This window comes from Bradyrhizobium sp. 930_D9_N1_4, assembly GCF_052076015.1.
GTDB lineage: Bacteria > Pseudomonadota > Alphaproteobacteria > Rhizobiales > Xanthobacteraceae > Bradyrhizobium.
In genome coordinates this window covers 995001-1020779 of sequence record NZ_CP197236.1, presented here as the reverse complement: position 1 = coordinate 1020779, position 25779 = coordinate 995001, and the positions used below count along the sequence as shown (strand labels likewise).

The following is a 25779-nucleotide window of genomic DNA, read 5'->3' as shown; positions in this document are numbered from 1 at the left end:
CTCGCTGGAACGACTCCAGCGCATGCGAGTCGTCTCAACAGCCGGCTATTCCCCCCTGCCCCATAAGCCGGCGACGTAGGGCGCGACTGTGGTGATGCCAGTCGCGCCTTACTTTTGTCTGGCGTTTACTTCGCCTTCCCCGCCAGCCAGTCCCGCCCTTCGCCATAGAGCTTCTCGACCTCGGGACCGGTCAGGCCCGGCATGTCGCGCTTGACCTTGTAGCCGATCAATCCCTGCATGTAGGCGAGATGACGGTAGCCTTCGGGGAGCACGGCGAGCGCCGTCTGGTCGAGTTGCAGCTCTGCGGCGGGATCGACCGGGTCGATCCGATCCTTCTCGTAGATCGGCTGGCGGCGGACGATGCCCCATTTTCCATTGCCTGATTGGTCATGCCGCTTCTCCAGGAAATCGTAGAAGCGGCCGGTACAGACGACATCGCAGACCACGTCATGCACCGGCGCACGCTGCGAGATCGTCATCTTGGTTTGGGCAATGGCCCGTTCGCCCGCAAGGTCGATGCTGGTGCCGCCGAGGAAATGCAGGATGCGCACACCCTTGGCAAACCCTTCCTGGCTGACACGCATGAAATCCCGCGCCGGCCCCTGAAACCAGGTCGCGGACATCCAGCCCTCTTCGTGCCAGACGGTGGCAAAGCGCTCCCAATCGCCGGCGTCGCGCCAGACGGCCCAGTTCTCGACGAGGTCGCGGATGGCGAGGCGATCGAGCAGCGCTTGGTCCATGGACACATCTCCGGCTGGGAACAATGCAGGAGGTATGAGCGGCGAAAACGATGGCCGTCAAGCGCAGCAACCGGCACGACAAAATCCGGCGTGCCTTGCAGCACGCCGGATCAAATCACTGCGCCAAACGGCGCCTGCCTACACCGCCGGCGCCTTGTCAGGCCGCCGGCGCCTTATTAGGCCGCGGGCGCCTTATTAGGCTGCGGGCGCCTTGGGCGTGCGGTTGCGGGAGTTGCGCTGGAAGAACAGCGCCTGGCTCGCCACCGCAGACACCATTGCGGGCTGGAACGGCTTTGAGATCAGGAACGCCGGCTCCGGCCGCTCGCCGGTGAGGAAGCGCTCGGGATAGGCGGTGATGAACACCACCGGCACCTCGAACGTCCGCAACAGCTCGTTGACCGCGTCGAGGCCCGACGAGCCGTCGGCGAGCTGGATGTCGGCAAGGATCAGGCCCGGCCGCCTGTTCTTGGCCAGCGCCACCGCATCGGCATGGGTGCGCGCGACGCCGACGACGTTGTGGCCGAGATTCTTCACCAGGCTCTCAAGGTCCATGGCGATGAAGGTCTCGTCCTCGATGATCAGCACGTCGGTGGCGATCTCGGCCGCCATCTCGCGCCCCGCGGCGTCGGCCAGCCGGCGCGTCTCGGCGACGTCGGTACCGAGGACAAAGCCGACTTCCTCCTCCGAGAATCCCTCGAGCGAGAGCAGCAGGAACGCCTGCCGCGGCAGCGGCGTGATGTTCGACAGCCGCCGCTCCGGCGGCATCGGCAAGGTCGCGACTTCGGCGTCGTCGTTGACGGAGACCGAATTCCAGATCTGCGTGAACAGCCGGAACAGGCCGGCGCGCGGACCATGACTCTCGTCGAGCACGGCCGGATCGCCCAGCATGGCTTCCAACATGGCTGCGACATAGGCGTCGCCCGAGGCCTGATTGCCCGTCAGGGCGCGCGCATACCGGCGCAACAACGGCAAGTGCTCAGCAACAAGCTGCGAACGGGACATCCCCACTCCATTCATTTCGGGCCCAAACCTTAAAAATCGGGAACTGCGAGGGGAGGCCCGGGTTCCCCTACCGAGGCTGACGACGCCTCAGAATAAGAAAAGTTCCCTTTCAAGCGGAACTTTTTATCGAACCTGGAATTGAACTCGTCCAGGGAACGGCTCCCGGTTGAGAGAACTTCTCGATTTTACAGTTACTTAACTCGGGGAAACGTGGAACAGGTCATGAAAGATCTCAAGTCTCAAGCCAGCAAAAGCACGACCCCCGGCAAGGGAGGCCTGACTCCGGAAATTCAATCCCGGATCGGCCACCAGCTGCGTGCCATGTACGATGACGTGGTGCGACAGGGGGTTCCGGACCGGTTCGCGGAACTGATCAAGAAGCTTGATGCGCCGGGAGGCGCACCCCAGGTGGAAACGGACGGGGGCTCCAACGACAACAACAATGGGAGGGATTAATGCCTCTCACGGACTCCCTTCGTGACGATATCCTCGCGGCCGTGCCCTCTCTGCGCGCGTTCGCGATCTCGCTCAGCGGCAATGCGGACCGCGCCGACGATCTGGTGCAGGAAACGCTGTTGCGTGCGCTCGCCAACATCGACTCGTTCCAGCCCGGCTCCAACCTGCCGGCGTGGCTGTTCACGATTCTTCGCAACCTGTTCCGCTCCGACTATCGAAAGCGGCGGCGGGAGGTGGAGGATGCCGAGGGCAACTATGCCAAGACGCTGAAGACGCAGCCGTCGCAGAATGCGCATCTCGAGTTCGAGGAGTTCCGCGGTGCGCTGGAGAAGCTTCCGCAGGACCAGCGCGAAGCCTTGATCCTGGTCGGTGCTTCCGGCTTCTCCTATGAGGACGCGGCCTCGATCTGCGGCTGTGCGGTCGGCACCATCAAGAGCCGCGTCAATCGCGCGCGCTCGAAGCTGGCAGCCCTGCTCTATGTCGACGGCGCCGAGGATTTCGGACCCGACGAGACCATCCGCGCCGTGATCGGCGGCAGCGGCGGATAGTTATCGGCGTCAATCGATCCGAGACAAGATGTGAAGGCGGCCGTTTCTGCGGCCGCCTTTTCACGTGCCGAAATCACTCGTCCGCGAAGGTGACCGTGTCGGCCACGCTCGCGCGCGAGGTGCGGTAGCTGTTGACCTTGTGCGCATTGTCGGCGTAGCCGAATGAGATACCGCAGACGACGCGACGGTCGTCCGGCAGGTTGAAGTGGCGGCGGATCAGGCCGGAATGGCGTGCGAGCGCGGCCTGCGGAATGGTGCCGAGCCCGAGCGCCTGCGCCGCCAGCATGAAATTGGAGACATAGGCACCGCAGTCGATCGCGCCGTAGATGCCGAGCGGCTCGTTGGTGTGAATGATCGCGACATGCGGCGCACCGAAGAAATTGTAGTTCTCCAGCGCCTGCTTACCGTAAGCCGCCTTGTCCCCTCTGGCGATTCCGAGCGTGTTGTAAAGCTGGAAGCCGCTTTCGCGACGGCGCTCCTGATAGACGCCGACATATTCGCGCGGCGGCGTGAAATCGTGATCATCGCCTGCGCCCGAGGCAGCCTCCGCATAGATCGCCTTGCGAAACCGTTCCTTGGCATCGCCGCTGGCGATCAGGACCTGCCAGGGTTGGCTGTTGCACCATGACGCCGTGCGCTGCGCGGTGGTCAGCACATGCTCGATGGTCGCGCGATCGACCTGCCTGGGCAGGAAGGCGCGGACGGAATAGCGCTCGTTGAGGAGCTCTTCGAGCACGCCGATGCGGTCGTTCTGGTTGACTTTAGCGTCCATGGATCAGCTCGCGTTCTTCTCTTCGTAGGGTGGGTTAGCCGAAGGCGTAACCCACCTCTTCTGTCTCTGCGGAGATTAAAGTGGTGGGTTACGCTTCGCTAACCCACCCTACAATGCCACATCACCGCCCCTTGGTCGGGATCTTGTTATACGGCACGTCCTTGTCGACGCGGATGTCGCCGGGCAAGCCCAGCACGCGCTCGGCGATGATGTTGCGCAGGATCTCGTCGGTGCCGCCGGCGATGCGCATGCCAGGCGAGGACAGCAGCATCTGCTGGAACTGGCCCTGGACGGTTTCCTCCGCATCCCCGGTGAGCAACCCGGCAGCGCCCTGAAGATCCATCGCGTAGGTCGCGATATCCTGCAGCATCACGCCCGACACCAGCTTGCCGATGGAATTTTCGGGCCCGGGCCGCTCGCCCTTCGACAGCGCCGAGATCGCACGGTAACTCGTGTATTTCAGCCCGCTCGACTTCACCGCCCAGCTCGCAAGCTTCGAGCGCACGGCGGGATCGTCGATCGCGAGGCCGTCCTCGAGCATGAGGTTCGAGCAAAATTCAAACAACTCCGGCAGGCCGGTCGCAAGCCGTGCGCCGATCGACATGCGCTCGTTCATCAGCGTGGTCAGCGATACGCTCCAGCCTTCGCCGATCGCGCCGAGACGCTGGCTGTCGGGGATCACGACATCGGTGAAATAGACCTCGTTGAACTCCTGCATGCCGTTGGCCTGCTTGATCGGCCGAACCTCGACGCCTTTGCTCTTCATGTCCAGGAAGAACATGGTGAGGCCCTTGTGCTTGGGCACGTTCGGGTCGGTGCGGGTGATCAGGAGGCCGTAGTCGGAGTAATGCGCACCGGAGGTCCAGATCTTCTGGCCGTTGATGGTCCAGTTGTCCCCCTGCTTTTCCGCGCGCGTGCGAAGGCCCGCGACATCGGAGCCGCCGGCGGGCTCGGAGAACAACTGGCACCAGATTTCCTCGCCGGAGGCGAGCTTCGGCAGATAGCGGCGCTTATGCTCCTCGCTGCCCCAGGCCATCACGGTCGGGCCGCACATGCCCTCGCCGATCTGGAACGGCTGGGTCAACTTGCCGTAGACGCCCTCCTCCTGCTGCCAGATCACCTTCTCGATCGGCGTGGCGCCGCGGCCGCCATATTCCTTCGGCCAGTGCAGGCAGGCCCAGTTGCCGTCCGCCTTCTTCTTTTGCCAGGCCTTGCCGACCTCAACCATGTCGTGCTTGGCAAGCCGGATGCGGCCGAGCGAGGATTTTGACAATTCCTCCTCGAACTCCTTCGGCGCGTTGGCCGCAACCCATTTGCGCGCGGTCTCGCGGAATGCGGCTTCCTGCGGGGTGTCGTCGAAATTCATCTTCGAACTCTCCTCTCTCGTGCCCCGGACGCTGCGCAGCGCAAAGCGGTGCGCTGCAGAGCCGGGGCCCATTGTAGCTTTCTGGGTCCCGGCTCTGCGAAGCAGCACTGCGTGCTGCATCGCGTCCGGGACACGAACTCATCTTCCCTTGGTCGGGATCTTGTTGAACGGCACGTCCTTGTCGACACGGATATCGCCAGGCAGGCCCAGCACCCGCTCGGCGATGATGTTGCGCATGATCTCGTCGGTGCCGCCTTCGACGCGGGTGCCGGGCGCACGCAGCAGCATCGCCTGGAATCGGCCGGCCAGCTCGGCATCCTCGCCGCTGACCACGCCGCTCGCGCCTTGCAAATCCAGCGCGTAGGTCGCGACGTCCTGGATCATCGAGCCCGCCACCAGCTTGCCGATGGAGTTTTCCGGACCGGGACGCTCGCCCTTCGACAGCGCGGAGATTGCGCGCATGCTGGTGTATTTCAGCCCGCTCGCCTTCACCGCCCAGTTGGCGAGCTTGGAGCGCACCGCGCGATCCTCGATCGCGGGGCCGTCGTCGAGCATCGCACTGGAGCAATATTCGAACAGCTCAGGGAAACCCGTCGAGACCGCCGCGCCGATCGCGCTGCGCTCGTTCATCAGCGTGGTCAGCGAGACGTTCCAGCCGTCACCGACCTCGCCGAGGCGCTGATGATCGGGGATGCGGACATTGGTGAAATAGACCTCGTTGAAGTCGGACGCGCCGCTTGCCTGCTTGATCGGCCGCACCTCGACCCCCTCGCTCTTCATGTCCAGGAAGAACATGGTGAGGCCCTTGTGCTTGGGCACGGTCGGATCGGTGCGGGTGAGCAAAATGCCGTAATCGGAATAATGCGCGCCCGAGGTCCAGATCTTCTGGCCGTTGATGACCCAGTCGTCGCCATCCTTCTCGGCGCGTGTGCGGAGCCCTGCGACGTCGGAGCCGCCGGCGGGCTCGGAGAACAGCTGGCACCAGACCTTTTCGCCGGAGGCGAGCGGCGGCAGATAGGTGCGCTTATGCTCCTCGCGCGCGAACGCCATCATGGTCGGCCCGCACATGCCGTGGCCGATGATGAACATGCGGGACAGCTGGCCGAACGGCCCTTCTTCCTGCTGCCAGATCACGCGTTCGATCGGCGACGAGCCGCGGCCGCCATATTCCTTCGGCCAGTGCAGGCAGGCCCAGCCGGCATCGGCCTTCTTCTTCTGCCAGGCCTTTGCGACGTCGAGAATGTTGGCATTCTTGAGCTGGGTGCGGCCGAGCGAGGATTTGCGCAGATCCTCCTCATACTGCCTGGGTGCATTGGCGCCGATCCAGGCGCGCGCGAGGCTGCGGAATTCGGCTTCCTGCGGGGTGTCGTCGAAGTTCATGGTCTCATCTCTCGGTTCGTTCCCCGGACGCTGCGCAGCACGAAGTGATGCGCTGCAGATCCGGGGTCCATTGCGGCCCCTGGGTCCCGGCTCTGCGAAGCGGCATTACATGCCGCATCGCGTCCGGGACACGAGCGGCGGATTACGCCGCGTTCTTCTTGCGCATGCGGTCGATCAGTTGGTCTTCCCAGTAAGACAGGCTGCCGAGCCCGAGCGCCATCGCATTGGCGCGGCGGTAGTACATGTGGCAGTCGAACTCCCAGGTGAAGCCCATGCCGCCATGAACCTGGATGTTGTTCTTGGCGCAGTGCTGGAACGCCTGCGTGGCGCTGATGCGCGCGGCAGCGGCGGCCTCAGGCAATTCGCCCGCGTTGGTGGAGAGTGCCCAGGCGCCGTAATAGCTGTTGGAGCGGGCCAGCGTCGCCGACACATACATGTCGGCGAGCATGTGCTTGACCGCCTGGAACGAACCGATCTGACGGCCGAAAGCGATGCGGTCGAGCGCGTAGTCGCGGCCCATCTCCAGCGCACGGTCGGAGCCACCGACCTGTTCGAACGCACACAACACCGCGGCGCGGTCGAGCACCTGGGTCAAGATGCTCCAGCCTTCGCCGGCCGCACCGAGCGGCTCTGCTTTAGCGTCCTTGAAGGTAATCTCGGCCTGCCCGCGGGTCGGATCGAGATTGGTAAGGCTCTTGATCTCGACGCCCGCGGCCTTGAGATCAACCAGAAACAACGAGACGTCACCGTCGCGCCCGCTCGATCCCGTGCGCGCGGCGACCACCGCGAAGTCGGCAATCGCGCCATCGGCGACCGGCTTCTTGACGCCGTTGAGAACGCCGTTCGCGGCCGTGAGCTTGACGTTCTTCGGCGACGGATTGCCCTTGCCCTCGAACAGCGCCAGCGTGCCGATGGCCTCGCCCGAAGCAATCGCCGGCAGCCATTTCTTCTTCTGCGCGTCGCTGCCCGCGATCAGCAGCGCTTCGGCGGCAAGATAGACAGTCGAGGAGAACGGCACAGGTGCGTTCGCCCGGCCCATCTCTTCCGCGATCACGCAAAGCTCGAGATGGCCAGCGCCCGCGCCACCGAATTCTTCGGGGATTGCGACGCCGAGAAAGCCCATCTCAGCAAGGCCCTTCCACAGATCCTTGTCATAGGGCGCCTTGCCGTCGAGCACGACGCGCACCGCCTTGGGCGAGCATTTTTCGGTGAGGAATTTGCGCGCCTGATCGCGGAGCTGTTTCTGGTCGTCGGAGAAATCGAAATTCATGGCGGCTTACCCTTGTTTATTCGTCGTTTTCATTGATGCCGTCATTCCGGGGCGCGCGCAGCGCGAGCCCGGAATCCATAGCCACCAGCCGGGGTTATGGATTCCGGGCCTGGCCCTTCGGGCCATCCCGGAATGACGACGTGAGAGAGTTGTGCACTCATCGCAGCACGATCACATCCTGATCCGGTCTGTCCGCATACAGCCGCTCCACCAGCGCCACGCGGCGCTCGAGGCCGGCGCGCTGGTTGATATAGCCTTTGTCGGTGAGTTCGTTGCCGTCGATCGACGGCGGCTCGGCCATCATCATCGCGCGGGCGATGATGCGGCTGCTGGCGCCTTCGCATTCCTTGTTATGCGCTTCCAGCCCGCGCCTGAAGCAGGCGATCACGTCGGGATGCTTCACCGCATCCTCGAAGCTGAGATCGGCATTGCCGACGAGCTGGCGGCAGGCGTGCAAATTGGGCCAGGCCAAGAGGCCGATGAAGGCGCGATCCTGCCCCGCAACCAGCGCGTCATGCACGACGGGCGTTGCCGCCGCGATCGCATCGGTTCGGAGCGAGCCAACATGGACGAAGGTGCCGGTGGTGAGCTTGAAGTCCTCGACCACGCGGCCGGCAAAGATGATGCCCTTCACCGGATCGGCGTCGTCGACGAAGATGCCGGCGTCGCCGATGCAGTAAAAACCTTCCTCATCGAACATCTTCTTCGTCAGATCCGGCTGACCGAAATAGCCGGGCGTGACATTGACGCCACGCAGGCGCAGTTCGTATTTCGAGCCGCACGGCACCATCTTCAACTCGACGCCGGGGAACGGCAGGCCGATCAGGCCGACGCGCTCGGTGTCCCAATAGGTGCCGGTCGAGGTCGGCGCGGTCTCGGTCGAGCCCCAGCCGGTATAGAACACGATGCGCTCGCCGGTGGTCTTCACGGCGAGGGCCTGCATGCGGTCGTAGAGATCGTCCGGCAGGCGCGCGCCGCCATAGGCCATGATCGAGAGGTTCTTGAAGAACGAGCGGCAGAGTGCATCGTCCTTCTCCATGGCGGCGGCGAGCGCGGCATAGCCGGCCGGGACGTTGGCGTAATAGGTCGGCGAGATCTCGCGGAGGTTCTTGATGGTCTCTTCGAGCTGCCCCGGCATCGGCCGGCCGTCGTCAATGTAGAGCGTACCGCCATCAACCAGCACCGGATGAAACGCGGCATTGCCGCCCATGGTGTGATTCCACGGCATCCAGTCGAGCACAGTGGCGAGCGGGCCGCTCGCGGTGCGGGGCCGCACCTGCATCATCTGCGCCGCGTTGGCGCACATCATCTCCTGCGTGTTGATGACGGCCTTGGGCATGCCGGTCGAGCCGGACGTAAACAACAGCTTGCCGACGGTGTCGGGCGTGATCTTTGCGATCGACCCCTCGACGTCCTTCGTCACCGGCGTTGCGGCAAACTCTGCGAAGCTGACGCTCTTGATCCCCTCGCAAGGGCGCACGACGTGGACGACAGTGACGCCGGTGAGATCCAGCGCCTTCAGTGCCTTCTCGAAGGTCGGGCCGTCCTGCACCATCACCACGGCCGGCTTGATCAGGTCGAACAGATACTTCAGCTTGACGTGATCATGGCTCATCAGCGAGTAGGCCGGCGACACCGGCGCCGCAGGCGAGCGCGCCTGCATCGCAGCCTGCGTCATCAGCGCATGCTCGATCGAATTGCCGGAGAGGATCGTGACCGGGCGTCCGTCGAGTTTGAGATCGAGCAGCGCCTGCGTCAGCGCATCGACAGTGCGCTTGGCTTCGCCGTAGGAGACCTTGCGCCAATCGCGATTGGGACCGCCACGCTGCGCGAGCCAGACGCGCTCGGGCGCCTCCTTGGCCCATTTCGCCAGCGAGGCCGGAAGATGCGTCTCGTAAGCCTGCAGCGGAATGCGCGACTTCAGCACCACCGTGCCGTCGGCGCGGCGCTCGACATCAATGTCGCGCGCGAGCCACTCGACCTTGCGAAAGGCGGGCTTTGTCATCACCGCCGCCGCGCTCCCACTCATTTTGCGTCTCCCGGAATTTTTGTCCTTGGCGGATCTTTGTCGTTCAGCGCTTGATATAGACAGGCTTTCGCTTCTCAAGGAAGGCCCTGATGCCCTCCGAAAATTCCTCGGAGCGACTGCACAGGACCTGGTTGCGATCCTCCATCGCGATCACAGCTTCCAACGATCCGGCATCGACGCTCATGTTGAGACATTCCTTCGACAGGCGCAGCCCAACGGGCGAAGCCGTCATCATCGCATCGACATAAGGCCCGGCTGCCGCATCGAGCTTGTCTTCGTCCACAATCTCGGAGACCAGTCCGACCGCAAGCGCGCGCTCGGCGCCGATGAAGCGTCCCGTGAGGATCAGCTCGGACGCCACGGAGACGCCGACGAGCCGCGGCAGGAAATAGCTGGTGCCGATGTCGCAGCCGCCAAGCCCGAGCTTGATGAAAGCGCAGTTCATTCGCGCCGACCTGGTCGCGATACGAATGTCGGACGCAAGCGCCAGCGCAAAGCCGCCGCCGGCTGCCGCACCCTGCACCAGCGACAAGATCGGCTGCGGACAGCGACGCATCAGCATCACGATGTCGGCGATGCGCCGCTGCGAGTCCAGCGACTCCGTGACGCCAGGCGGCTCCTGCTGCCCGGCACGGCGTGTCATTGCCGCCTTGAGGTCGAGGCCGGCACAGAAATTCTTGCCGGCGCCTCTGAGCACGACGACGCGCGTGTCACGGTTGCGCTGCAGGCCCTGGAAATAGACGTTGAGCGCATCGATCAGTGCGGGATCGAGCGCGTTGAGACTGTCGGGACGATTGAGCGTCACCCGGTCGACGCCGTCGTTGTGCTCGATCAGCAGCGGTTGGGACATGCGAGGCCTCGTACTTTGGTGCCACACGAAAACCGTCTCCCACCCTCCCCTGGAGGGGGAGGGTCGGCTCACATTGCGCGCAGCGAAATGTGAGACGGGGTGGGGTGACAGTCTCTCCGCATCGAACAGTGCCCGAGTGGAGAGATCACCCCACCCCGCTCGCGCTGCGCGCGATCGACCCTCCCCCTCCAGGGGAGGGTAAGAATAGCACCGCTTACCGCGGAGCCATACGAATGGCACCGTCGAGACGGATGGTTTCGCCGTTCAGCATCGCGTTCTCGACGATGTGCACCGCGAGCGAACCATATTCCTTGGCATCGCCGAGGCGCGACGGATGCGGCACCTGGGCGCCGAGGCTCTTGCGGGACTCTTCGTTCAGGCCCATCAGCAGTGGCGTCAGGAACAAGCCGGGCGCGATGGTATTGACGCGGATCTTCTGGCTGGAGAGGTCGCGCGCGGCCGGCAGGGTCAAGCCGACAACGCCGCCCTTCGACGCCGAATAGGCGATCTGGCCGATCTGGCCTTCATAGGCCGCCACCGAAGCGGTGTTGATGATGACGCCGCGCTCTTCCCCGACCGGCTCGATCGTGACGAGGCGCTCGGCGAACAGACGCAGACAGTTGAAGGTGCCGATCAGATTGACGTTGATGATGCGCGCGAACTTTTCGAGCGGATAGACCCCGTCGCGACCGACGATGCGCTGCGAACCGCCGATACCGGCGCAGTTCATCAGCACGCGGGCGACGCCATGCGCGGCTTCCGCCTTGGCAATCGCGGCCTTGATCTGCTCCTCGCTGGTGACGTCGGCATGAAGCGCAACGCCTTTCACTTCGGCGGCGACCTTCTCGGCATTGTCCTTGTTCTGATCGATCACGCCGATCTTGGCGCCCTTGGCGGCCATGGCGCGAGCGGTCGCTTCACCGAGACCCGAACCACCACCGGTGATGAGAACGGCTACGTCTTTCAATTCCATGACAGGCTACCTTTCCTTGGGCGTTTCTTTTCTAGACTTTGATAGTTCGGGCCAGATTATCCGGCCGCGGCGGCTTCCCCGGCTTGCGTGAGGATGCCACCGCAGATCAGCGTTTCCATGTGCTTGATATATTGCCGGCAGACGTCGTCGGTAACCGGGCCGACGCCGGTCGCACGAGACATCGCGTGCCGGCCGAAGAACAGATGATCGCAGGCGCCGATCAGGCTGGTGTAGAACAGCACCGGATCGGTCGCACGGAACTCGCCGCGGCTGACGCCCTCGGCGAGCAGGCGGCGATGAAAGTCGAGCAGCGGCGCGACGAAGAATTTCGAGACCTCATCCGCGGAGCCCGCCACGCTCTCGTGCAGGAGATAGTGGATCAACCGGTTCATGTAAGGGAACCGGTGATAGGCACGGATGATGCCCGCGATGTGCAGCTTCAGCTTCGCGGTCGATGCGATCGGCTGCGCCAGGAGATACTCGAGATTGGACATCTCGGTCGCGGCGTCGCGCGCGAGCAGCGCCAGCAGCAGGCCGTCCTTGTTGCCGAAATGATATTTGACCAACGCGGCGTTGGCGCCCGACTTCTGGGCAATGTCGGAGAGCGAGATCTCGATCGAGGAGCGTTCGATCATCAGCTCGCTCGCGGCCACGAGCAATTTCTCTGCTGTGGAATTCTTTGCGCTGGGGAGCCTGTTCGGTACGCTGGTAGTCACGGATATCCCTGCTCTCGCCGCCTGAAGCGGCCGCAGATAAGCCGAAGCAGCGCCTCATCACAAGAGTTAATTGATCGATTGACTAAACGATATCGCGTCCCTTAAATCCGCCCCGACAACCCAATTCAGAACAATCATGGGAGAGACCGAAATGGCCGAGGCATACATCGTCGCCGCTGCGCGTACCGCGGGCGGGCGCAAGGGGGGCCGCCTCGCCGGCTGGCATCCGGCCGATCTCTCCGCCAAGGTGCTGGACGAGCTGGTCGATCGCACCAGGATCGATCCTGCACTGGTCGAGGACGTGATCATGGGCTGCGTGATGCAGGTCGGCGAACAGTCCAACAACGTCGCGCGCAACGCGATCATGGCCTCGAAGCTGCCGGAGAGCGTGCCGGGCACCTCGATCGACCGCCAGTGCGGCTCTTCGCAGCAGGCGCTGCACTTCGCGGCGCAGGCCGTGATGTCCGGCACGATGGACGTGGTGATCGCGGCCGGCGTGGAATCGATGACGCGCGTGCCGATGGGCCTGTCCTCGCAGCTTCCGGCCAAGAACGGCTTCGGCAATTACAAGAGCCCGGGCATCGAGACCAAATATCCGAACATCGTGTTCAGCCAGTTCACCGGCGCCGAGATGATGGCCGAGAAGTACGGTCTGTCGAAGAACGATCTCGACGAATATTCCTACAACAGCCATCAGCGCGCGATCGCGGCGACGCAAGCCGGTCACTTCAAGAAGGAGATCGTGCCGCTCGAGATCACCCGCGCCGACGGCAGCAAGGACACCCACCACATCGACGAGGGCATCCGCTTCGACGCCACACTCGACGGCATCAAGGGCGTCAAGCTGATCGCCGAGAACGGCAAGCTGACCGCGGCCAGCGCCAGCCAGATCTGCGATGGCGCCTCCGGCGTCATGGTCGTCAACGAGCGCGGCCTCAAGCAGCTTGGCCTGACACCTCTCGCCCGCATCCACCACATGACCATGACCGGCGGCGATCCCGTCATCATGCTCGACGCGCCGCTGCACGCCACCAAGAAGGCGCTGGAAAAGGCCGGCATGAAGATCGACGACATCGACCTGTTCGAAGTCAACGAAGCCTTCGCCTCGGTGCCGACCGGCTGGCTGAAGACCACCGGCGCCGATCCGGCCCGCCTCAACGTCAATGGCGGCGCCATCGCGCTCGGCCATCCGCTCGGCGGCTCCGGCACCAAGCTGATGACGACGCTGGTCCACGCCCTGCATCAGCGCGGCAAGCGCTACGGCCTCCAGACCATGTGCGAAGGCGGCGGCATGGCCAACGTGACGATCGTGGAACGGCTGTAGGCCGAGACGTCACTACAGAAATGGTGTCGTCCCGGCGAAGGCCGGGACCCATAACCACAAACGTTCGTGGTTGAGGCGAGCTGGGGCGACATCACGTTTCAACAATTTGGTTCGGTGGCTATGGATCCCGGCTTTCGCCGGGATGACACCGTTGTTGTTGTGAGACCAACTTTCATGACTCACCCCTCCATCTACGCCCGCTCCACGCCCGACAAGATCGCCTACCGGATGGCCGGGACCGGCAAGGCGATTACCTATCGCGAGCTCGACGAGCTCTCGAACCAGGGCGCAAACCTGTTCCGCTCGCTCGGCCTGAAGGCCGGCGATCACATCGCGCTGCTGATGGAGAACCGGCTCGCCTTCATGGAAATCTGCTGGGCCGCGCAACGGAGCGGGCTCTATTACACCGCGATCAGCCGCTATCTGAAGCAGGACGAGATCGACTACATCATCGGCGATTGCGGCGCCAAGGTCGTGATCACCACGCCGAAATGTGCCGACCAGACCAAGGATCTGGTCAAGAGTGCGCCGGGCGAGCCGATCTTCTACATGGTCGACGAGCCGCAAGCCGGCTTCCGTTCCTACGACAAGGAAGCCGCTGCGCAACCGACCACGCCGGTCGCGGACGAGGTTGCCGGCTACGACATGCTGTACTCGTCGGGCACCACCGGCCGCCCCAAGGGAATCAAGAAGGCCTTCGAAGGCAACAAGATCGACGTACCGAACGCGTTCCTCCGCGTGCTCTGCGCCGACATGTGCGGCATGAACGCGGAGAGCACTTATCTCTCGCCGGCGCCGCTCTATCATGCCGCTCCGCTGCGCTTCAACATGATGGCGATCGTGCTCGGCGGCACCTCCATCATCATGGAGCATTTCGACGCCGAGGATTTCCTCAAGCTCGTCGAGAAGTACAAAGTCACGCAGTCGCAGCTGGTGCCGACCATGTTCGTGCGCATGCTGAAGCTGCCGGACGAGGTCCGCGCGAAATACAACGTCTCGACGCTGAAGGGCGCGATCCACGCCGCCGCGCCCTGCCCGGTCGACGTCAAGGCGAAGATGATCGAATGGTGGGGACCGATCCTGATCGAGTATTACGCAGGCTCGGAAGGCAACGGCGTCACCGTCTGCAATTCGCAGCAATGGCTGGAGCATCGCGGCAGCGTCGGCCGCGCCGTGGTCGGCAAGATCAAGATTCTGGACGAGAACGACGAGGAGCAGCCGACAGGCGAGATCGGCACGGTCTATTTCGCCGACGCGCCTGCGTTCACCTACCACAACGACCCCGAGAAGACGAAGAAAGCCTACAACGCCAAAGGCTGGTCGACGCTCGGCGACGTCGGCTATCTCGACAAGGACGGCTTCCTGTTCCTCACCGACCGCAAGTCCTACATGATCATCTCCGGCGGGGTGAACATCTACCCGCAGGAGACCGAGGACGTGCTGATCACCCACCCTGATATCGCCGACGTCGCGGTGTTCGGCGTGCCGAACGAGGAGATGGGTGAAGAGGTGAAGGCGGTGGTGCAGCCGCACGACATGAAACGTGCGGGCAAGGAGCTGGAGGCCGATTTGATCGCGTACTGCAAGACGCGTCTCTCGGCGATCAAGTGCCCGCGTTCGATCGATTTCGAACCCGAGCTGCCGCGCACGCCCACGGGCAAGCTGGTGAAGCGGCATCTGCGCGACAAATATTGGCCGAAGGTGGCGGCGAAGATTTAGTCGGCTTCGTAGGGTGGATTAGCGAAGCGTAATCCACCTCTTCTATTGCTGCAGAGATAGACAGCGGTGGATTACGCCTTCGGCTAATCCACCCTACGAAATCTCAATCGAACAAACTCGGCGTGTGGTTCACCAGCGCGCCTTCGATCTCGAGCATCTTCAGCTTCGTCACCACGCCGCCATTTGCCGAAAAGCCGCCGGGCTTGTTGCCGGCCGCCAGCACGCGATGGCAGGGCACGACGATCGGGCACGGGTTGTGGCCAAGCGCCTGGCCGACATCGCGCGACAGCTGGACGCCGCCGAGCTGCTTGGCGATGTCGCCATAGGTGATGGTCTTGCCGGGCGGAATGGCGCGGGCGATCGCGTAGACGCCGCGGTTGAAGTCGGGCACACCGTCGAGATCGAGCGGGATGTCGGTGAGATCGTCAGGCTCGCCCGCGAGCAGCTTGACGATGCGGTCGATCGCCTGCTGCACCTCGACGGTCGGCTCGGCTTCGGTGGCATCGGCCTGGCGTTGGGTGATGCGGGTGCGGATCTTTGCCTCCCCGCCCATCGGCAGTTGCGTGCCGTTGATGCCGCGCGGGCCCCAGGCGACGGCGCAGAGGCCGATCCTGGTGTCGAACAGGGCAAAATGCTGGTCGGTCATGGTGTGGTTCCTGGGTGGCGTCTTCGTCGCATGCCCCCAATGTGATCTCGGCTTCAATCTAGGCTTGGAAATAGTTGCGATCCACCCGGTTTCCGGGAATCTTGCACAGGAGTTCCGCCTCCCTTTTCGCGAGACCAAGAATGCAAAGCCTCCACGTCAACGGATACGACATGCCCTATCTCGACGTGGGCGAGGACAGAGACCGCCCGCCGCTGGTCTGCGTGCACGGATCGCTCTCGGACTTCCGCATCTGGGGCTGCGTGCTCGGGCCGCTGACGCAGCGGCACCGGGTCATCACTGTCAGCTTGCGGCATTTTTTCCCGGCACAATGGGATGGTGTCGGCGACACCTATTCGATCGCCCAGCATGTCCAGGACGTGATCGCCTTCATCGGGAAGCTCGACCTCGGCCCGGTCGATCTCATGGGCCATTCCCGCGGCGGGCACATCTGCTTCCGCGTGGCGGAGCAACGGCCGGATTTGCTCCGGCGGCTAGTGCTGGCCGAGCCCGGCGGCGAGCTCGATGCCAGCCTCGATCCGGATTATGTCGGCGGCCCCTCGCCGCTGCTGGCGCGCTTTACCGCCTCGGCCGAGAAGATCGCGGCCGGCGATGTCGACGGCGGCCTTGCCGTCTTTATCGACACGCTGGAGGGACCCGGTACCTGGCCGCGGCTGCCGGCGATGGTGAAGCAGAATTTGCGCGACAACGCCACGACGCTGATCGGCCAGGTCCGCGACAACCGCCCACCGTTCTCGAAGGCAGATGCGGAAGCGATCAAGATGCCGACGCTGTTCATCCTGGGCGCTCGGACCAAGGGCCTGCTGCCGAAGGTGCTGCATGCGCTCGCCGCGCACGTGCCCTATTCCAAGACCGCGATCATCCCGAACGCGACGCATCCGATGTTCGAGCAGGCGCCGCAGAAATATTCCGAAGTGGTTCTCGACTTCCTGGCGAGCTGATCATGCAGAGCTTTCACGTCAACGGTTACGACATGGCCTATCTCGAAGTCGGCGAGGGCCCTCCGCTGGTCTGCGTGCACGGCACATTAGGGGATTTCCGTACCTGGTATTCCGTGCTCGGGCCACTGTCGAAGAAGCATCGCGTGATCTCGGTCAGCCTGCGGCACTTCTTTCCCGAGCAGTGGGATGCCGTCGGCGACGATTACAAGATGGCCCAGCATGTTGCCGACACGATCGCTTTCATCGAGCAGGTCAAGCCCGGCCCGGTCGACCTGATGGGCCATTCGCGCGGCGGGCATATCGCGTTTCGTGTCGCGCAGGCGCGGCCCGATTTGTTGCGCAAGCTGGTGCTGGCTGAGCCGGGCGGCGATCTCGATGCCAGCCTGCCCCTGCCCGAAGGCACGCCCGCGCATCCACCGCTCGCCGCACGCACGGCGCGCTCTGTCGAGATGATCCGCGCCGGCGACCTCGATGGCGCGCTGCAGAATTTCTACGAGGGCATCGAGGGTGACGGCTCGTGGCGGCGCGTGCCGGCAGCGGCCAAGCAGCAGTTGCGCGACAACACGCTCACCTTTCTCGGCCAGATCAACGAGCAGCGCAGGCCCTACACGCTGGCGGATGCGCAAGCGATCAGGACGCCGACGCTGCTGATCGGCGGCGGCGCCACCACCGGCAGCCTGTCGGTGATGTGGCGCGTGCTGGCCGAGCACATCGCAGGCAGCCAGACGGCGGTGATCCCGAATGCCGGCCACTGGATGTTCGAGCAGGCGCCGCTGGAGTTCGGCGACGTCGTGAGCAGGTTTTTGGCGGCGTAGCGGGCAACGCCGCACATTTTTCGCGAAAACAACCCCATGCACAGTAGAGGGGCCTAGCGATATCAATGGCTTGGAGGGGGCCTGGAAGTGATCCCGCCTCTTCTTGACGCCCACTCCCTCAAGGAGTACTTTCGAATACGGAATTCCGTATTCCGTTTTAACTTTCGGAGTTGCTGGCGTGATCCCTCTCGACCCGCTTCCGAACCTGATCGACCAGGTCTATGCGCGGATCCTGGAGGCGATCTCCGATCGCACGCTTCAGCCCGGCCAGCGCATCCGCCAGAACGAACTCGCCGACAAGCTCGGCGTCTCGCGTCAGCCGGTGTCGCATGCGCTGCATCTGCTGCACCGGCAGGGGCTCGTCGCCGAGAGCGGCAAGCGCGGCTTTGAAGTCACCCAGCTCGATCCCTCGCGCATCCGCCAGCTCTACGAAGTGCGCGGCGCGATCGACGCGCTCGCGGCGCGGCTCGCCGCCCAGCGCGCCGGCACCGACGCGGCGGGACGCGCGCGGCTCGACGCGGCCCTCGCCGCGGGACGCCGCATCGACCGCACCACGTCGCTTGCCGAGCTGATCGCACTCGATGTCGATTTTCACCGCGCGATCTACCAGCTCGCCGGCAATCCCGTGATCGAGGAGACGATGACGCCGCAATGGCCGCATATGCGCCGCTCGATGGCGACGGTGCTCTCCGAGCTCGACTATCGCGGCAGCGCCTGGACGGAGCATGCTGACATCGCCAAACACATTCTCGCAGGCGAGGCGAAGGCCGCCGAACGCGCCGCGCTGGCGCATGCGCAGACGGCGGGACGGATGACCGAGGAGAGATTGAGGGCGACGGACGAGGCGGCGGCGTAGCTAGAAACGCACTCGCCGTCATGCCCGGGCTTGTCCCGGGCATCCACGTTCTTCCGAAGCGTGGAGCAAAGACGTGGATGGCCGGGTCAAGCCCGGCCATGACGAGAGAGACAACAAAACAAAAACAGGAGGATGTCCCATGAAACTGTCCGAGGCACAATTGGAGTTCTTCCATCGCGAGGGCTGGCTGTTCTTGCCCGAGCTGTTCAGCCAGGAGGAGGTCGACTTCCTCGCGCGCGAGGCGGTCGGCATCTATGACGCCAACCGGCCGGAGGTCTGGCGCGAGAAGAGCGGCGCGCCGCGCACGGCGTTTGCCGCGCATCTCTACAACGAGGCCTTCGGCGTGCTCGGCGCGCATCCGCGCATGATCGACCCGGTCGAGCAATTGTTCGGCGAGCCCGTCTACATGCACCAGTTCAAGATCAATGCGAAATCGGCGTTCACCGGCGACGTCTGGCAATGGCACCAGGATTACGGCACCTGGAAGCGCGACGACGGCATGCCGGAGCCGCGCGCGATGAACATCGCGATCTTCCTCGACGAGGTGATGCCGATCAACGGTCCGCTGATGCTGGTGCCGCAGAGCCAGAATGCCGGCGATCTCAAGGCCTCGCATGACCTTGCCACGACGTCCTATCCGCTGTGGACGCTGGATGAGGAGACGGTGACGCGCCTCGTCAAGCAGGGCGGCATCGTCGCGCCGACCGGGAAGCCCGGCGGCATGCTGATGTTCCACGGCAATCTCGTGCATGGCTCCAGCGGCAACATCACGCCCTATCCGCGCAAGATCGTGTACCTGACGCTGAACGCGGTCTCGAACTACATCCGCACCCCGACACGGCCGGACTACATCGCGCATCGCGATTTCGCGCCGATCCAGACGGTGGAGGATGATGCGCTGGTGCGGCTTGCGCGGGCGCCGCGGCAGGCGGCGGAGTAAACAGGTCTCGTGCCCCGGACGCAGCGCAGCGCGCAAGCGGTGCGCTGCTGAGCCGGGGCCCATGCGACACGGATAGTTTTTTCTCTGGGTCCCGGCTCTGCGGAGCGGCACTTCGCGCCGCACCGCGTCCGGGACACGGTCATTCCGCAGGATATTTACAACATGAACCTCTTCCGCCTCCTCCAGGCCCGCGCGGCCGCCGGCAAGCCTGTTCGCGTCGCGCTGATCGGCGCCGGCAAGTTCGGATCGATGTTTCTGGCGCAGGTGCCGCACACGCCGGGGCTGGAGGTGCCCATCATCGTCGACATCGACCGCACGCGCGCGAGAGAGGCGTGCCGAACGGTCGGCTGGAGCGCCGAGCGGATCGCCGCGACCGTGTTCACCGATGACGGCGCGCGCGCCATCGCCGGCGGCGCGATGGATGTGGTGGTGGAGGCGACCGGCAATCCCGCCGTCGGCATCAAGCACGCCCGCGCCGCGATCGCCGCGGGCAAGCATATCGTGATGGTGAACGTCGAGGCTGACGTGCTGGCGGGCCCGCTGCTCGCCGAAGAAGCCCGCAAGGCGGGCGTGGTCTATTCGCTCGCCTATGGCGACCAACCGGCGCTGACGGCGGAGATGGTGGATTGGGCGCGCGCCACCGGGTTTCGCGTGGTCGCCGCCGGCAAGGGCACGAAATATCTGCCGGCCTATCACGACGTGACGCCCGACGGCGTCTGGCAGCATTACGGACTGACGGCGGGCGAGGCGCAGTCGGCCGGCATGAATCCCCAGATGTTCAATTCCTTCCTCGACGGCACCAAGTCCGCGATCGAGATGGCCGCAATCGCCAACGCCTGCGCCCTCGACGTGCCCGCGGGCGGCTTGCTGTTTCCGCCCTGCGGCGTCGACGATCTGCCGCATATCATGCGCCCTCGCGACAAGGGCGGCGTGCTGGAACGATCAGGCGTGGTCGAAGTGGTGTCGTCCCTCGAGCGCGACGGAAGGCCGGTGTTTCGCGACCTGCGCTGGGGCGTCTATGTCGTGCTGGAGGCACCGAACGACTATGCCGCCGACTGCTTCAAGCAATATGGCCTCAAGACCGACGGCAGCGGACGCTTCGCTGCGATGTACAAGCCCTATCATCTGATCGGGCTCGAGCTGAACATCTCGGTGCTCTCGGCCGCGCTGCGGGGCGAACCGACGGGACAGCCCTACGGCTTCCGCGGCGATGTCGCGTCCGTGGCAAAGCGCAATCTGCGCGCCGGCGAGATGCTCGATGGCGAGGGCGGTTACACGGTGTGGGGCAAGCTGGTCCCGGCGGCCGCGAGCCTGAAGGCGGACGCGTTGCCGATCGGGCTGGCCCATCGCCTCAAGCTGAAGCACGACGTCGGCCATGGCGAGATCGTGCGCTGGAGCGACGTCGAGTTCGACGCCAACAACGAGACGATCAGGACGAGGAAGGCGATGGAGACCGCGTTCGCGAAGGAGGGGTAGGGAAAGGATTGGAGCTGGAGGCGGCCTCACCTCTTCCGGTTGCGGGAGAGGCAGCCCGCCGAGCGCAACTCTCGTAGGGTGGGCAAAGCGGAGCGTGCCCACCAATTCTGCCTGCATCGGTGAGATCGTGGGCACGGCGCTATCGCGCCTTTGCCCACCCTACGGGACCGAGGGCGCTGCCAACATCCTCGTGTCGCGGCGGAGCACTCTGAGCTAGCGAGCTTGCCTGGCGTTGGGCATCAGGTCTATCAGGCCGAGATCCACGAGGGTGCGATGGAAGCGACGTTTCCGTTCGGAGGCTGACGCGAAGTAGGCTTCTCCGCAATCATCCAGCAGGCTCGCGCGCGTGGCGAAGATCGGGTCAAGCGCGATGCCTGCCCGTTGCAGGGCAACGGTTCCCAGAAAGGCGATATCGAGGTCGGCGCCGATGCCGGGGCTGAAATGGGGGATATTCAAGGCTTCGATCGCATAGAATGTACCAAACTGACTCCGCCCGTCGCCAGAGCGTTTCAGCTGTCGATCGATCTGTTTCGTCAACACGGGTTGATGGTCCCCGTAATGCACGATGAGAAACGGCCGCTCGGGGAAGCTGCTTGCCAGCCGAGCTCTGAGCGTTTGCCAGGTGGACGCGGTCTCTGCCAGCCGCGTGTAGTACTCGGCGTATCCGGCATCGGGGAGGCTCGCCGTGGCAAAAGCCCGCTCCCGCTCAAATTGACCTGACGGCACTAGCTGTCGATCATGCGGACCGTGATTGAAGTTGGTCAGCGCATAGAGAAATCTCGGTGTCGGGTCGTCAGCGATCCCTCTGGTATGCGCATCGATGACCGCATCCAGAAACATCGCATCGGAATTTGTCGTCTCGAAACGTTGGGCGTCGAATGGCGGCGGAAGTTCGTCGACGAAGATTCGCTCGTCGATGCCGATCGAACCGTAGAACTTGTCGTAACTGAGAAATCCGCGGCGACAGCTGGATATGAGGGTTGTCTTGTAACCGAGCGAAGCCAGCGAACGTGGCAGGCTGCTATGAAAACGGCCGGCGCCCTTCTTGAAGAGGTAGTAGGCGCTCGAACCGAAGCTGGCACTTGAAAGACCGGTGAGCAGGCTGAATTCGGATTGCCATGAACCTCCGCCAAAGATGTCGACGTTCAGGCGTCCGAACTCCCCGTCCGGCGGGGACAGGAAGCTCTCGACGACTGGCTCGACCGGTAGCCCAAAAATACGCGGGTCGAAGACGGATTCGTGCTGGATGACGATAATGTCTGGAGAACAGGCGGAACGCGCAGGGGTGGCCTCCCTCAGCGGCAGCCGTTCGTTCGCAATATCGCTCAGAGCCAATTCGCCGAACTGTCGCCAGCAGGTGGGGTCACCCAGCGAGGCCATGAAGGTCGCGTAGAAGCACCGCCCTTGCGTCAGGTTCAGCCGCAAAGAGGTGGCGCCCTTCGACGCGGACGCCTTTGCAAAGACAATGAGCGCGAGAGCGAACACAAGAATTCGAAACGCGACAGGAATCGGAGATCCAGCCGCGTAGAGCAGAACCGCGCTCGACGCAAAAACGAACACCGCGCTTCCTGCCAGAACCCCCAGCATCATGCGCGGGTATTGCAGCACGAAAAACGGCACTGTGCCCGCAAACGCCAGAGGCAGATCGGAAACGGTCAGCTTGAGCGCGCTGTGATTGAATTTGACGATTGATATGCCGGCGATCGCGACTGCCAGCATGCCAGACAGCAGGATCGCTCTCTCGACATCGCCAAGAAGGACCAGCAGAACGGCAGCGTTGAAGAGAAGCGCTGCGACCGCAAACGGCAGATGTTGAGGGCTGCGTTCCGTCAGCACGATTGCGGCAATGGCCAGCACAAGAATCAAAATCGAAATCATGGGATCAAGATGCTCCGAGCATCTTAATTTTTCAATTTGGGCGGCGGACTTCTCGCGCATCGTGCGCCGGCACCGTGGCCGAGCGGTTCCGCACCGCAACACAAAACGCTCCCACCCACATCATCCTGGCGATGTTGTTCACGCCACTGCGGGTTTTTGGAGGCGATCGACCTGAATGTCACGCTTCAAGGCAACAGCCGCTCGTCCCGCGCCTGCCTGAACCACTTCCGGAACATGTCCTCGGTGTCCATCATCTCGGTAAAGCCGGCGCGGTTGATCTTCACTGTGGAGACGATCGAGGGCGGGCCGGACTCGGTCTGGCCGTAGCGCATGCTGTAATCGGCGTACTGGAATGACAGGCCGACGAAGTCGGCAAGATCGGGCGACACGAGATTGTGTTTCCGCCTGAGCGTGTCCCAGCGAGTGACCCAGCTCGGGAATTCCTTCGCCAGCGACAGCGGCACCGGCTTGCCGGGCTTCATCTCCAGGGCATCGGCGACCGCAGGCCAGATGTTGTCCCAAGTGAAGACATCACCATTGGTCACGTTGAAGGCTTCGTTCTGCGCCGCCCTGGCGTCGCCCGACCAGGCGATCGCACGCGCGAGGAGATCGACGTCGACGGCCTGCGACACGCGGGGCGCGCCGCCGGGGAAATCGAGCGGCTTGCCCTGCTCGCGCAGCATCGCGGCGTAGACGCCGAGCGGCGGGATCAGGTCCATGGCGCCGCCCATGGCGAGGCCGACGATCAGGACGGGGCGCAGGATGCTCCAGTGCCAGGCCTTACCCTTCTGAAGCTCGCGCAGGAAGTTTTCCTGGGCCCAGTAGAAATTGGGCTGCTCGTACATCTCGGAACGGCCTTCGCGCGCCGGCACCGTCAACGGTCGAACGTGGACGCCGTAGGCTTTGGTGCCCTGCAACAGGGCGACGTGCCTGAGATCAGGCGCCACCGGCTGCAGCGCCCCCATCAGATTGCGCAGCATGAAATCGTTGGTCCTGATCTGCTGCGGGTCGCGCCAACCGTCGACGAGCTGCGGCGCCTCGTAGAGCGCGGCGTAGACCAAGTGCGTAGCGCCGTCGAGCCCGGCCGCGGCACGGGCGCAATCGGCTTCGCTGGTGAGATCTACGGGGACGTGTCGGGCGCCGTAGAGGTTGCGCGGCTTGCGGCGGGACAGCGCGACGACCTCGCAAGGCTCGTCTGTGCCGAAGTGTCGCAACACCGCGTTACCGACGAGGCCGGTCGCCCCGGCGACCACGACCTTCTTGCCCGTCATGCGCGAGCCTCCCATTCTGCTTGTTCTTTGCCTCAGGAATTAGCAGGGCCCCGGCCGTCGCGACTTGCGTCTGGCCCGCATTCGCGGCTGCAAGGACCGCATGAGGCTTGATTCTCCTGGGGCGCCCGGTCATCCTCAGGCCGGAACCGCAACGCCCGGCTTCCAGCAAAAAGAGCCCATCAGGGCCATTCGGAAACGCTCAAAACAATCTCAACAAGAGAACGTCGATCCTCGACGAAGACAAGACGACACCAAGATCGTTCCCTGGTCGACGCATCGATGCAATGGAAGGGATACGCATGAAACGTCGTGATTTCCTGAAGGTGACAGGCGCTGGCCTGGCTGCCAGCACCGCCGTCGCCGCACCCGCGATCGCGCAAGGCTCGCCCGAGGTCAGGTGGCGGTATGCCACGAGCTGGCCGAAGGCACTCGATACGCTCTATGGCGGCTGCGAATATTTCTGCAAGAAGGTCGCCGATATCACCGACAACAAATTTCAGATCCAGCCGTTTGCGGCCGGCGAAATCGTTCCGGGATTGCAGGTGCTCGATGCCGTGTCGAACGGCACCGTCGAGATCGGCAACACCGCGCTTTATTACTATTGGGGCAAGAATCCCGCCTTCACTTTCGCGACCGCGCTGCCGTTCGGGCTGAACACGCGCCAGCAGATCTCCTGGCTGCTGTGGGGCGGCGGACAGGACCTCGTCAACGACCTCCTCAAGGAGCACAACGTCTACGGCATCCCGACCGGATCGACCGGCGCGCAGATGGGCGGCTGGTTCAGGAAGGAGATCAAGACCACCGAGGATCTCAAGGGCCTGAAGATGCGCATCGGCGGCTTCGCGGGTACGATCCTCGCCAAGCTCGGCTGCGTACCGCAGCAGCTCGCCGGCGGCGACATCTATCCGGCGCTGGAGAAGGGCACGATCGATGCGGCCGAGTGGGTCGGCCCCTATGACGACGAGAAGCTCGGCTTCGCCAAGGTCGCGAAGTACTATTACTATCCCGGCTGGTGGGAAGGCACGAGCCAGGGCCACAACATCATCAACATCGACAAATGGAATACGCTGCCCAAGCACTACCAGGCGGCGGTCGATGCGGCGTCGCGCGACACCTTCACCTGGATCACCGGCAAATACGATGCGGTGAACGCGCCGGCGCTGAAGCGGCTGATCGTGAACGGGGCGATCCTCAAGGGCTTCCCGCAGGAAGTGCTCGAGGCCTGCTACAACGCGGCCAACGAGATCTATGCGGACCTGGCCAAGACCAATCCGCATTTCGGCAAGATGCATGCGAGCATGATGGCGTTCCGCAACGACTCGTTGCCGTGGACCCAGGTGGCGGAGCTGAGCTACGACAGCTTCATGGCCCGGATGCGGGCGAAGTCCTGAGGCACTGAACGGCGCACACGACTAAAGAATGAGAAGCCCCGGAGATGGCGACGTCTCCGGGGTTTTGTTTTGAGATTGAGAGCGATCGGCGAATGCGCGAACCATTCGAAGGTGTCATCGCCCGGCTTGACCGGGCGATCCAGTATTCCAGAGGCTTACGTTGAAGAGCACGCTCCCACCCTATCCGCTGCGGCGTACTGGATGCCCCGGTCGAGCCGGGGCATGACAGCGGTGGGGTTGGCCTTCGTTCCCAAGCGTAGCCTTCGCAACTGCGAGCATCCCGACGACTCTTGATTATCGCAAGGCTAGCGGTCATCCTCATCGCCGGAGCCGCAACGCACGGAATCCACAAGAGCCCTTCAGGGCCTTCGGAAACGCTCACACCTTCACAACACAACAACG

The 25779-nt window shown here is 63.8% G+C and carries 23 protein-coding genes; 10 read left to right on the top strand and 13 right to left on the bottom strand.

All coding sequences use genetic code 11. The features are described 5' to 3' along the window. Positions 1-125: 125 nt before the first annotated feature. Complete coding sequence (locus tag AB7532_RS04745; protein ID WP_441233670.1) at positions 126-740, bottom strand: nuclear transport factor 2 family protein; 615 nt, start codon at positions 738-740, stop codon at positions 126-128. A 195-nt stretch (positions 741-935) separates the two neighbouring features. Next, complete coding sequence (locus tag AB7532_RS04740) at positions 936-1742, bottom strand: response regulator (RefSeq protein ID WP_441233669.1); 807 nt, start codon at positions 1740-1742, stop codon at positions 936-938. Positions 1743-1964: 222 nt separating this feature from the next. Between AB7532_RS04740 and AB7532_RS04735 the strand changes: the two genes are divergently transcribed. Further along, positions 1965-2198, top strand: coding sequence for a NepR family anti-sigma factor (locus AB7532_RS04735; RefSeq protein WP_080135209.1), 234 nt, complete (start codon positions 1965-1967; stop codon positions 2196-2198). Then, positions 2198-2746 carry a sigma-70 family RNA polymerase sigma factor gene (locus AB7532_RS04730; RefSeq protein ID WP_151644595.1) on the top strand — a complete coding sequence of 183 codons (549 nt, stop codon included), beginning with the start codon at positions 2198-2200 and terminating at the stop codon, positions 2744-2746. The genes AB7532_RS04735 and AB7532_RS04730 overlap by 1 nt, the downstream gene beginning before the upstream one ends. Before the next feature lie 73 nt (positions 2747-2819). Here AB7532_RS04730 and AB7532_RS04725 read toward each other — a convergent pair whose 3' ends face one another. The 8 genes from AB7532_RS04725 to AB7532_RS04690 all read right to left on the bottom strand — a co-directional run bounded on the left by AB7532_RS04725 (position 2820) and on the right by AB7532_RS04690 (position 12045). Further along, positions 2820-3518: a nitroreductase gene (locus AB7532_RS04725; protein ID WP_441233668.1), complete on the bottom strand. Its 699-nt coding sequence runs from the start codon at positions 3516-3518 to the stop codon at positions 2820-2822. 121 nt (positions 3519-3639) lie between these two features. Next, positions 3640-4884: an acyl-CoA dehydrogenase gene (locus AB7532_RS04720; RefSeq protein WP_441233667.1), complete on the bottom strand. Its 1245-nt coding sequence runs from the start codon at positions 4882-4884 to the stop codon at positions 3640-3642. A 138-nt stretch (positions 4885-5022) separates the two neighbouring features. Beyond that, positions 5023-6264 (bottom strand): acyl-CoA dehydrogenase, encoded by a 1242-nt coding sequence (locus tag AB7532_RS04715; RefSeq protein ID WP_441233666.1) that lies wholly within the window; start codon positions 6262-6264, stop codon positions 5023-5025. Between the two features lie 142 nt (positions 6265-6406). Beyond that, the gene (locus tag AB7532_RS04710; protein ID WP_441233665.1) at positions 6407-7534 is read right to left on the bottom strand and encodes an acyl-CoA dehydrogenase family protein; all 1128 of its coding nucleotides are present in this window, start codon (positions 7532-7534) and stop codon (positions 6407-6409) included. Positions 7535-7691: 157 nt separating this feature from the next. Then, complete coding sequence (locus tag AB7532_RS04705) at positions 7692-9563, bottom strand: AMP-binding protein (RefSeq protein ID WP_441233664.1); 1872 nt, start codon at positions 9561-9563, stop codon at positions 7692-7694. Between the two features lie 43 nt (positions 9564-9606). Beyond that, positions 9607-10413 (bottom strand): enoyl-CoA hydratase/isomerase family protein, encoded by an 807-nt coding sequence (locus AB7532_RS04700; RefSeq protein ID WP_441233663.1) that lies wholly within the window; start codon positions 10411-10413, stop codon positions 9607-9609. Between the two features lie 214 nt (positions 10414-10627). After that, positions 10628-11386: an SDR family NAD(P)-dependent oxidoreductase gene (locus AB7532_RS04695; RefSeq protein ID WP_441233662.1), complete on the bottom strand. Its 759-nt coding sequence runs from the start codon at positions 11384-11386 to the stop codon at positions 10628-10630. Between the two features lie 56 nt (positions 11387-11442). After that, positions 11443-12045, bottom strand: coding sequence for a TetR family transcriptional regulator (locus AB7532_RS04690; RefSeq protein WP_441233661.1), 603 nt, complete (start codon positions 12043-12045; stop codon positions 11443-11445). Between the two features lie 208 nt (positions 12046-12253). Here AB7532_RS04690 and AB7532_RS04685 point away from each other — a divergent pair, with 208 nt between their 5' ends. After that, positions 12254-13426, top strand: coding sequence for an acetyl-CoA C-acetyltransferase (locus AB7532_RS04685; RefSeq protein WP_441233660.1), 1173 nt, complete (start codon positions 12254-12256; stop codon positions 13424-13426). Positions 13427-13600: 174 nt separating this feature from the next. Then, a complete protein-coding gene (locus AB7532_RS04680; protein WP_441233659.1) occupies positions 13601-15145 on the top strand; it encodes an acyl-CoA synthetase in 1545 nt (514 codons plus the stop codon). 103 nt (positions 15146-15248) lie between these two features. Here the strand turns inward: AB7532_RS04680 and AB7532_RS04675 are convergent, their stop codons facing one another. Further along, the gene (locus tag AB7532_RS04675) at positions 15249-15791 is read right to left on the bottom strand and encodes a methylated-DNA--[protein]-cysteine S-methyltransferase (protein WP_441233658.1); all 543 of its coding nucleotides are present in this window, start codon (positions 15789-15791) and stop codon (positions 15249-15251) included. Between the two features lie 140 nt (positions 15792-15931). Between AB7532_RS04675 and AB7532_RS04670 the strand changes: the two genes are divergently transcribed. From AB7532_RS04670 to AB7532_RS04650, 5 genes are all read left to right on the top strand, one after another. Beyond that, on the top strand, positions 15932-16750 hold the full coding sequence (locus tag AB7532_RS04670; RefSeq protein WP_441233657.1) for an alpha/beta fold hydrolase: 819 nt from the start codon (positions 15932-15934) through the stop codon (positions 16748-16750). Positions 16751-16752: 2 nt separating this feature from the next. After that, entirely contained in the window at positions 16753-17565 is an 813-nt protein-coding gene (locus AB7532_RS04665; RefSeq protein ID WP_441233656.1) for an alpha/beta fold hydrolase, read from the top strand. 178 nt (positions 17566-17743) lie between these two features. Further along, positions 17744-18421, top strand: a complete 678-nt coding sequence (locus AB7532_RS04660; protein WP_441233655.1) for a GntR family transcriptional regulator — start codon at positions 17744-17746, stop codon at positions 18419-18421. A gap of 139 nt (positions 18422-18560) precedes the next feature. After that, positions 18561-19361, top strand: a complete 801-nt coding sequence (locus tag AB7532_RS04655; protein WP_441233654.1) for a phytanoyl-CoA dioxygenase family protein — start codon at positions 18561-18563, stop codon at positions 19359-19361. A gap of 162 nt (positions 19362-19523) precedes the next feature. Then, the gene (locus tag AB7532_RS04650) at positions 19524-20837 is read left to right on the top strand and encodes an NAD(P)H-dependent oxidoreductase (RefSeq protein ID WP_441233653.1); all 1314 of its coding nucleotides are present in this window, start codon (positions 19524-19526) and stop codon (positions 20835-20837) included. A gap of 213 nt (positions 20838-21050) precedes the next feature. On the opposite strand, the gene AB7532_RS04645 is transcribed toward AB7532_RS04650, so the two are convergent. Both AB7532_RS04645 and AB7532_RS04640 read right to left on the bottom strand, forming a co-directional pair. Next, the gene (locus AB7532_RS04645) at positions 21051-22775 is read right to left on the bottom strand and encodes a sulfatase-like hydrolase/transferase (RefSeq protein ID WP_441233652.1); all 1725 of its coding nucleotides are present in this window, start codon (positions 22773-22775) and stop codon (positions 21051-21053) included. Positions 22776-22900: 125 nt separating this feature from the next. After that, positions 22901-23986 (bottom strand): SDR family oxidoreductase, encoded by a 1086-nt coding sequence (locus AB7532_RS04640; RefSeq protein ID WP_441233651.1) that lies wholly within the window; start codon positions 23984-23986, stop codon positions 22901-22903. 299 nt (positions 23987-24285) lie between these two features. Here AB7532_RS04640 and AB7532_RS04635 point away from each other — a divergent pair, with 299 nt between their 5' ends. Next, positions 24286-25377, top strand: a complete 1092-nt coding sequence (locus AB7532_RS04635) for a TRAP transporter substrate-binding protein (RefSeq protein WP_441233650.1) — start codon at positions 24286-24288, stop codon at positions 25375-25377. Positions 25378-25779 lie beyond the last annotated feature (402 nt).

Coding starts and splice junctions, on each gene's coding strand:
- AB7532_RS04715 (WP_441233666.1), bottom strand. CDS start 6,264: ATGAACTTCGACGACACCCCGCAGGAAGCCGAATTCCGCAGCCTCGCG.
- AB7532_RS04730 (WP_151644595.1), top strand. CDS start 2,198: ATGCCTCTCACGGACTCCCTTCGTGACGATATCCTCGCGGCCGTGCCC.
- AB7532_RS04655 (WP_441233654.1), top strand. CDS start 18,561: ATGAAACTGTCCGAGGCACAATTGGAGTTCTTCCATCGCGAGGGCTGG.
- AB7532_RS04640 (WP_441233651.1), bottom strand. CDS start 23,986: ATGACGGGCAAGAAGGTCGTGGTCGCCGGGGCGACCGGCCTCGTCGGT.
- AB7532_RS04700 (WP_441233663.1), bottom strand. CDS start 10,413: ATGTCCCAACCGCTGCTGATCGAGCACAACGACGGCGTCGACCGGGTG.
- AB7532_RS04685 (WP_441233660.1), top strand. CDS start 12,254: ATGGCCGAGGCATACATCGTCGCCGCTGCGCGTACCGCGGGCGGGCGC.
- AB7532_RS04680 (WP_441233659.1), top strand. CDS start 13,601: ATGACTCACCCCTCCATCTACGCCCGCTCCACGCCCGACAAGATCGCC.
- AB7532_RS04675 (WP_441233658.1), bottom strand. CDS start 15,791: ATGACCGACCAGCATTTTGCCCTGTTCGACACCAGGATCGGCCTCTGC.
- AB7532_RS04645 (WP_441233652.1), bottom strand. CDS start 22,775: ATGCGCGAGAAGTCCGCCGCCCAAATTGAAAAATTAAGATGCTCGGAG.
- AB7532_RS04650 (WP_441233653.1), top strand. CDS start 19,524: ATGAACCTCTTCCGCCTCCTCCAGGCCCGCGCGGCCGCCGGCAAGCCT.
- AB7532_RS04695 (WP_441233662.1), bottom strand. CDS start 11,386: ATGGAATTGAAAGACGTAGCCGTTCTCATCACCGGTGGTGGTTCGGGT.
- AB7532_RS04665 (WP_441233656.1), top strand. CDS start 16,753: ATGCAGAGCTTTCACGTCAACGGTTACGACATGGCCTATCTCGAAGTC.
- AB7532_RS04635 (WP_441233650.1), top strand. CDS start 24,286: ATGAAACGTCGTGATTTCCTGAAGGTGACAGGCGCTGGCCTGGCTGCC.
- AB7532_RS04735 (WP_080135209.1), top strand. CDS start 1,965: ATGAAAGATCTCAAGTCTCAAGCCAGCAAAAGCACGACCCCCGGCAAG.
- AB7532_RS04745 (WP_441233670.1), bottom strand. CDS start 740: ATGGACCAAGCGCTGCTCGATCGCCTCGCCATCCGCGACCTCGTCGAG.
- AB7532_RS04710 (WP_441233665.1), bottom strand. CDS start 7,534: ATGAATTTCGATTTCTCCGACGACCAGAAACAGCTCCGCGATCAGGCG.
- AB7532_RS04705 (WP_441233664.1), bottom strand. CDS start 9,563: ATGAGTGGGAGCGCGGCGGCGGTGATGACAAAGCCCGCCTTTCGCAAG.
- AB7532_RS04740 (WP_441233669.1), bottom strand. CDS start 1,742: ATGTCCCGTTCGCAGCTTGTTGCTGAGCACTTGCCGTTGTTGCGCCGG.
- AB7532_RS04720 (WP_441233667.1), bottom strand. CDS start 4,884: ATGAATTTCGACGACACCCCGCAGGAAGCCGCATTCCGCGAGACCGCG.
- AB7532_RS04670 (WP_441233657.1), top strand. CDS start 15,932: ATGCAAAGCCTCCACGTCAACGGATACGACATGCCCTATCTCGACGTG.
- AB7532_RS04725 (WP_441233668.1), bottom strand. CDS start 3,518: ATGGACGCTAAAGTCAACCAGAACGACCGCATCGGCGTGCTCGAAGAG.